The organism is Rhizobium sp. SEMIA 4085, from assembly GCF_013004495.1.
Classification (GTDB): domain Bacteria; phylum Pseudomonadota; class Alphaproteobacteria; order Rhizobiales; family Rhizobiaceae; genus Rhizobium; species Rhizobium gallicum.
The window spans coordinates 1-6023 of sequence record NZ_JABEPH010000360.1; the positions used below are offsets into that span (position 1 = coordinate 1).

The 6023-nt window shown below is 62.1% G+C and carries 7 protein-coding genes and 1 pseudogene; 3 read left to right on the forward strand and 5 right to left on the reverse strand.

Going from position 1 to position 6023, the window contains the following annotated elements; all coding sequences use genetic code 11:
* Positions 1-73 precede the first annotated feature (73 nt).
* Positions 74-1291: pseudogene (locus C9413_RS26285) on the forward strand (dihydroxy-acid dehydratase); the annotation flags it as partial.
* Between the two features lie 114 nt (positions 1292-1405).
* On the opposite strand, the gene C9413_RS26290 reads toward C9413_RS26285, so the two are convergent.
* Entirely contained in the window at positions 1406-1756 is a 351-nt protein-coding gene (locus C9413_RS26290) for a lysozyme inhibitor LprI family protein (protein ID WP_052451504.1), read from the reverse strand.
* Between the two features lie 31 nt (positions 1757-1787).
* On the reverse strand, positions 1788-2162 hold the full coding sequence (locus tag C9413_RS26295; protein ID WP_039844650.1) for a YkvA family protein: 375 nt from the start codon (positions 2160-2162) through the stop codon (positions 1788-1790).
* Positions 2163-2279: 117 nt separating this feature from the next.
* Here C9413_RS26295 and C9413_RS26300 point away from each other — a divergent pair, with 117 nt between their 5' ends.
* Together C9413_RS26300 and C9413_RS26305 are read left to right on the forward strand one after the other, a co-directional pair.
* Entirely contained in the window at positions 2280-3683 is a 1404-nt protein-coding gene (locus C9413_RS26300; protein WP_170251110.1) for a DegQ family serine endoprotease, read from the forward strand.
* Positions 3680-4996: a replication-associated recombination protein A gene (locus C9413_RS26305; protein ID WP_170251111.1), complete on the forward strand. Its 1317-nt coding sequence runs from the start codon at positions 3680-3682 to the stop codon at positions 4994-4996. The genes C9413_RS26300 and C9413_RS26305 overlap by 4 nt, the downstream gene beginning before the upstream one ends.
* 17 nt (positions 4997-5013) lie before the next feature.
* Here the strand turns inward: C9413_RS26305 and C9413_RS26310 are convergent, their stop codons facing one another.
* From C9413_RS26310 to C9413_RS26320, 3 genes are all read right to left on the reverse strand, one after another.
* Entirely contained in the window at positions 5014-5319 is a 306-nt protein-coding gene (locus C9413_RS26310) for a DUF1883 domain-containing protein (protein ID WP_039844653.1), read from the reverse strand.
* A 146-nt stretch (positions 5320-5465) separates the two neighbouring features.
* Positions 5466-5630, reverse strand: coding sequence for a hypothetical protein (locus C9413_RS26315; protein WP_170251109.1), 165 nt, complete (start codon positions 5628-5630; stop codon positions 5466-5468).
* A gap of 117 nt (positions 5631-5747) precedes the next feature.
* Positions 5748-6023 (reverse strand): ketopantoate reductase C-terminal domain-containing protein (locus C9413_RS26320; RefSeq protein ID WP_281408679.1); only part of this gene is annotated, 276 nt, incomplete at its 5' end.

Sequence of the window (6023 nt, forward strand, 5' to 3'; positions counted from 1 at the left end):
GACTAGTTATTTCAAACAGGAGGGCGGAGACCGGGTTGCCCGGGTCTCCGGGGGGGTGGGGTAGGTGCAAAAGACAGAAGCGCTCGGCCTGTCGCTGCCCGGCAACGGCTCGACGCTTGCAACCCATGCCGACCGCAAGCGCCTCTTCGTCGAGGCCGGGCACCTGATCGTCGATCTCGCCCGCCGATACTACGAGCAGGACGACGTCAAGGCGCTGCCGCGCACGATCGCTTCGAAGCGGGCCTTTGAAAACGCCATGGCGCTCGATATCGCCATGGGCGGTTCGACCAATACCGTTCTGCACATCCTGGCTGCCGCCCATGAAGGCGAGGTCGATTTCACACTGGCCGACATCGACGCGCTGTCGCGCCGCGTGCCGTGCCTTTCCAAGGTCGCGCCGGCCAAGGCCGACGTGCACATGGAAGACGTCCACCGCGCCGGCGGCATCATGTCGATCCTCGGCGAGTTGGACAAAGGCGGTCTGCTCAACCGCGACTGCACGACCGTTCATGCCGAGACGCTGGGTGATGCTATCGACCGCTGGGATATCACCCGTACCAGCAGCGAGACGGTTCGCGACTTCTACCTCGCGGCCCCCGGCGGCATCCCGACCCAGGTCGCCTTCAGCCAGAGCGCCCGCTGGGAAGAGCTGGATACCGACCGGGAAAAGGGCGTCATCCGCTCGGTCGAGCATCCGTTCTCGAAGGATGGCGGCCTGGCTGTCCTCAAGGGTAACCTCGCGCTCGACGGCTGCATCGTGAAGACGGCGGGTGTCGATGAATCGATCCTGAAATTCTCCGGTCCGGCCAAGGTCTACGAAAGCCAGGATGCTGCGGTGAAAGCCATCCTCGGCAATGAGGTGGTCGCGGGCGACGTCGTCGTCATCCGCTACGAGGGCCCAAAGGGCGGCCCCGGCATGCAGGAAATGCTCTATCCGACGAGCTATTTGAAGTCGAAGGGCCTCGGCAAGGCGTGCGCGCTGATCACCGACGGCCGCTTCTCCGGCGGCACCTCCGGCCTCTCGATCGGCCACGTTTCGCCGGAAGCGGCCAACGGTGGCACGATCGGCTTGGTGCGCCCGGGTGACATGATCGATATCGACATCCCGAACCGCACGATCAGCCTGCGCATCAGCGACGCTGAACTTGCGACCCGCCGTTTTGAGCAGGAAGAGAAGGGCTGGCATCCGGCCGAACACCGCAAGCGCAATGTCACGACGGCGCTGAAGGCCTATGCGGCTTTCGCGACCAGCGCGGACCGCGGCGCGGTGCGCGATCTCGGCGGCCGCTGACAACTGCAAGTCTTGATCAGGAAACGGCTGCCTTGCGGAATGCGGGCGCCGTTTTGCCTGGCTGTCCAAGGCAATACGGAATGCCTTCCTCTGCAGAGGGCTTTGCAGGCGCGGCTATAGCGGCCGGTTGATGTTTTTGTAGGTCTCGTCAAGCTGTTTCATCCGCTCGTCATAGGCGGCCTTGATGCAGGCGGCATCAGCCCCGCATTCCTGGCGCTTCTTCAGCCAGGCCGTTTGCTCGTCCTGCAGCGTGCCGCGCGAGCCCATGGCGAGCAGGCCTGAAAGAAGGTCGAACGTCGTCGTCATCTTCACGTCGGCATCATTGAGCGCGCGGTTGTCGCAGATCACCTTTTCGTCCGGCTTCAGCTCTTTTGCATCGCAGTCGAAGCTCGCGGCTTCCGCGGCGCCAGAGCTCAAAGATGCAGCGGACAAGGCAATTATGGCAAGGGTGAGGGAACGTCTCATGCAAATCTTCCTGCTTCAGGGAGGTAGCGCCTCAAAGGAACGCCAGTACCAGAAAGATGAAGCAGCAAGTCCAGACGGCAAGGACGAAAAGGAGCCCCGCTCTGCTACTGGCCGGACGGCTGGCGCGCAATGCGGCCTCCTTGCGGAGTTCGGCCATGATCTGCGGCGGGACGAGCTTGACGGCCAACAGAATGCCGAGCGGCACGATGACGAGGTCGTCGAGATAGCCGAGGACGGGCACGAAATCCGGGATCAGATCGATAGGTGAAAGCGCATAGGCCGCCACTGCTGCAGCCGTCGCTTTTGCAAGCCACGGAACGCGTGGGTCGCGGGCGGCAAGCCATAATGCGGCAATGTCACGCCTCAGTGACTTCGTCCATGTTTTCGCTTTTGATATCAATTTCATGCCGCAAGTTCCTCACGTGCTTTCAAACCTGCCTTAATCCTTCATGCTTCCGCCCTCTTTCCTTTCTAACGTCCAGCGCTACAACACTTTCTCAATACGAATTCAGAAGGGATTCCAATGCAAGGCCTGTTGAAACGCGCTTCCATTTCGCTCTTTGCGCTGGTCGTCGCTTTGCCGTTCGGCGCAGATGCGCAGGACGCGAAGGCGGTGCCGCAAAGCCAGGCGGAACTGCAGCTTTCCTTCGCGCCGCTCGTCAAGCAGACGTCGGGCGCCGTGGTGAATGTCTACGCAGAGAAGATCATCCAGCGCCAATCTCCCTTCGCAGGCGACCCTTTCTTCGAGCAATTCTTCGGCCAGCAGATGCCGAATCGCACCGAAAAGCAATCCTCGCTCGGCTCTGGCGTCATCGTTGAAGCGAACGGCACAGTGGTGACGAATAATCACGTCATCGAGGGTGCGGACGACATCAAGGTGGCGCTGTCGGACGGCCGCGAGTTCCCGTGCAAGGTCGTGCTGCGTGACGACCGGCTCGATCTCGCGGTGCTGAGGATCGAAACCAAGGCGAGCTTCCCGACGCTGGCGATCGGCAATTCGGATGCCGTCGAGGTCGGCGATCTCGTGCTTGCGATCGGCAATCCCTTCGGCGTCGGCCAGACGGTGACGAGCGGCATCGTTTCGGCGCTTGCGCGCAACCAGGTCGTCAAGAACGAGTTCGGCTTCTTCATTCAAACCGACGCGTCGATCAATCCAGGCAATTCGGGCGGTGCGCTGATGAACATGAAGGGTGAACTGATCGGCATCAATACGGCGATCTTCTCGCGCGGCGGCGGCTCGAACGGTATCGGCTTCGCAATCCCCGCCAATCTGGTGAAGGTGTTCCTGGCATCGGCCGACGCTGGCGTGAAGTCGTTCGAACGTCCCTATGTCGGTGCCACCTTCGACGCGGTGACCTCCGAGGTTGCAGAGGCGCTCGGTCTCGACAAGGCACGCGGCGCACTGATCGTGAAAGTGACGGATGGCGGTCCTGCATCCAAGGCGGGTTTGAGAGCCGGCGAGATCGTCACGGCGGTGAACGGCGTTCCGGTCGAGCATCCCGACGCGCTTCTCTATCGTCTGACGACGGCGGGCCTCGGCAGCTCCGTCAACCTGACCGTGGCCGAGAATGGCGGCGAACAGCAGGTGGCGCTGAAGCTCGACCGGGCGCCGGAACCCTCGCCGCGTGACCAGCGCACGATTGGCGGGCGCACGCCCTTCACCGGTACTGTCGTCGAGAACCTGTCGCCGCGCGTCGCCGACGAGCTTCGCATGCCGACGGAATCGACCGGTGTCGTCGTTGCCGCTGTGAAGGATGGCTCGCCTGCAGCGCGTCTCGGCTTCGAGCCGAAGGACATCATCGTTTCGATCAATGGCGCACCGGTACAGACAACGGAGGAGTTGGAACAGATGGCCGACGCGGACCCGGGTTTCTGGCGCGTCGAGATCGAGCGCGAGGGCCAGCGGATAAGGCAGTTCTTCCGATGAGCGACGATCTCTTCGCACCGCGTGTTCCAGAGGAGGTCGCCAACAGGCGGCCTCTCGCCGATCGGCTCCGGCCACAGACGATTGCCGAAGTCACCGGCCAGGAACACCTGACGGGCGAGGACGGCGTATTGCGCCGGATGATCGCAAGCGGCTCGCTCGGCTCCATGATCTTCTGGGGACCGCCCGGCACCGGCAAGACGACCGTTGCCCGGCTGCTTTCCGGTGAAGCGGGCCTCGCCTTCGAACAGATCTCGGCGATCTTCTCCGGCGTCGCCGACCTGAAGAAGGTTTTCGACACCGCGCGCCTGCGGCGCATGGACGGCCGCCAGACGCTGCTTTTCGTCGACGAAATCCACCGCTTCAACCGTGCCCAGCAGGATAGCTTCCTGCCGGTCATGGAAGACGGCACCATCATCCTCGTCGGTGCCACCACAGAGAATCCGTCCTTCGAACTCAATGCCGCTCTCTTGTCTCGCGCACGCGTTCTGACCTTCAAATCGCATGATGAAGAAAGCCTGGAAGAACTGCCGAAGCGCGCCGAGACAGCCGAAGGCCAGGCGCTGCCGCTGACGGCGGATGCACGCGCCAGCCTCTTGCGCATGGCAGACGGCGACGGCCGTGCCGTACTGACACTTGCCGAGGAGGTCTGGCGCGCCGCCCGCGACGGTGAGACGTACGATACCGAAGCGCTGACGCGCATCGTGCAGCGCCGTGCCCCGGTCTATGACAAGGCGCAGGACGGCCACTACAATCTCATCTCCGCGCTGCATAAGTCCGTGCGCGGCTCCGATCCGGATGCAGCGCTCTACTATCTCGCCCGCATGTTCGATGCCGGCGAGGACCCGCTCTATCTCGGGCGGCGGCTGGTGCGCATGGCGGTGGAGGATATCGGCCTTGCCGATCCGCAGGCGCTGGTCATCTGCAATGCCGCCAAGGACGCCTATGATTACCTTGGGTCACCGGAAGGTGAATTGGCATTCGCACAGGCCTGCGTCTATCTGGCGACCGCCCCGAAATCCAATGCCGTCTACACTGCTTTCAAGGCCGCCACGCAGGCGGCGAAAGAGAACGGCTCGCTGCTGCCGCCGAAGCATATCCTGAACGCGCCGACCAAGCTGATGAAGGGCGAAGGTTACGGCGAGGGCTATCGCTACGACCACGACGAGCCCGACGCCTTTTCGGGCCAGGACTATTTTCCGGAGAAGATGGGCCGCCAGACCTTCTACGATCCGCCGGAGCGCGGCTTCGAGCGCGATATCCGCAAACGGCTGGAATATTGGGCGAAGCTCAGAAAGGAGCGCAATCCGCGCTAGTTGCCATCCGGTGACTTTTATGACGCGTGCTTCTGTCCCGCCGGCGCGGCAATCACCTTCACTGCGGATTCGGCAAGCCCGTGATGGCCTTCCATGTCCACGATCAGATGCCAGCGGCCGCTTTCGGGAATGGCGAGCCTGATGGGCGATTTTTTGGCAACTCCGCCGATATACCTGAAATCGAGAACCTCGGTGAAGCGCTGATAGTTCGGCCCCGTCATCAGCCGCACATTGTTCACCGCATTCAGTGCCACCTCGATAACGGTTCCGGCGCGCTGCTCGTGAAGATCATAATGGGTAAAGCGGAAGTTCGGTTTTAGCATCGGTCTTTGCGGATTAAATGTCTATTGCCGCTAATGTTAGGGGACGCCGGTTAAGGAAGAGTTGGGCTGCGCGAGGGCGTAAGGCGCCGGACGCTGCTGCTCTAGGACTGCGGGAGCAGCGCAGGCAGTGCTTCGGGCATCTTACCTCACGACAACTGCCAGAGATTGGCGATGATGACGTAGAGTTCGACAAAGGCAAGCACGATGCCGAAGATCATCAGGATTTGCGCCGTCCGGCGTTCGCGCATCTGGCGCGCTCCGGTCTTGTGGCGCGAAGGAGGAAACGAAAAGGGCGAAAACATCAGACGCATGGCATTTCACCTTTGCATGATGCCGAAGGCTACCGCCGATGCGGATAGGAAATCCATTCGCGCTCACGGGTGAAGATATATGAATGTCATAAAACGTCTGGCAGGTGCCGGAACAGTCTACCGCTGGTTCTCCCGATCGAGCTGCGAGACCAGCGCGAATACCGTTTCGGAGACCGGCGTCGGCACCGACACGAGCCGTCCCAGCGTGATGATCATGCCGGTGAGAGGCACGATTTCGAGCGGCTTTCCGGCCAAAAGATCCTGCAGCATCGAGGTGCGCACTGCGCCTACGTGACGGGATTGCTCGAGCCGCTCGTCGAGGGTGCTGTCAAAGCGAGCGCCAAGAGCGCGGCCGACGGGGCGGACGTCGGTCGGCACATAGACGACGGATAG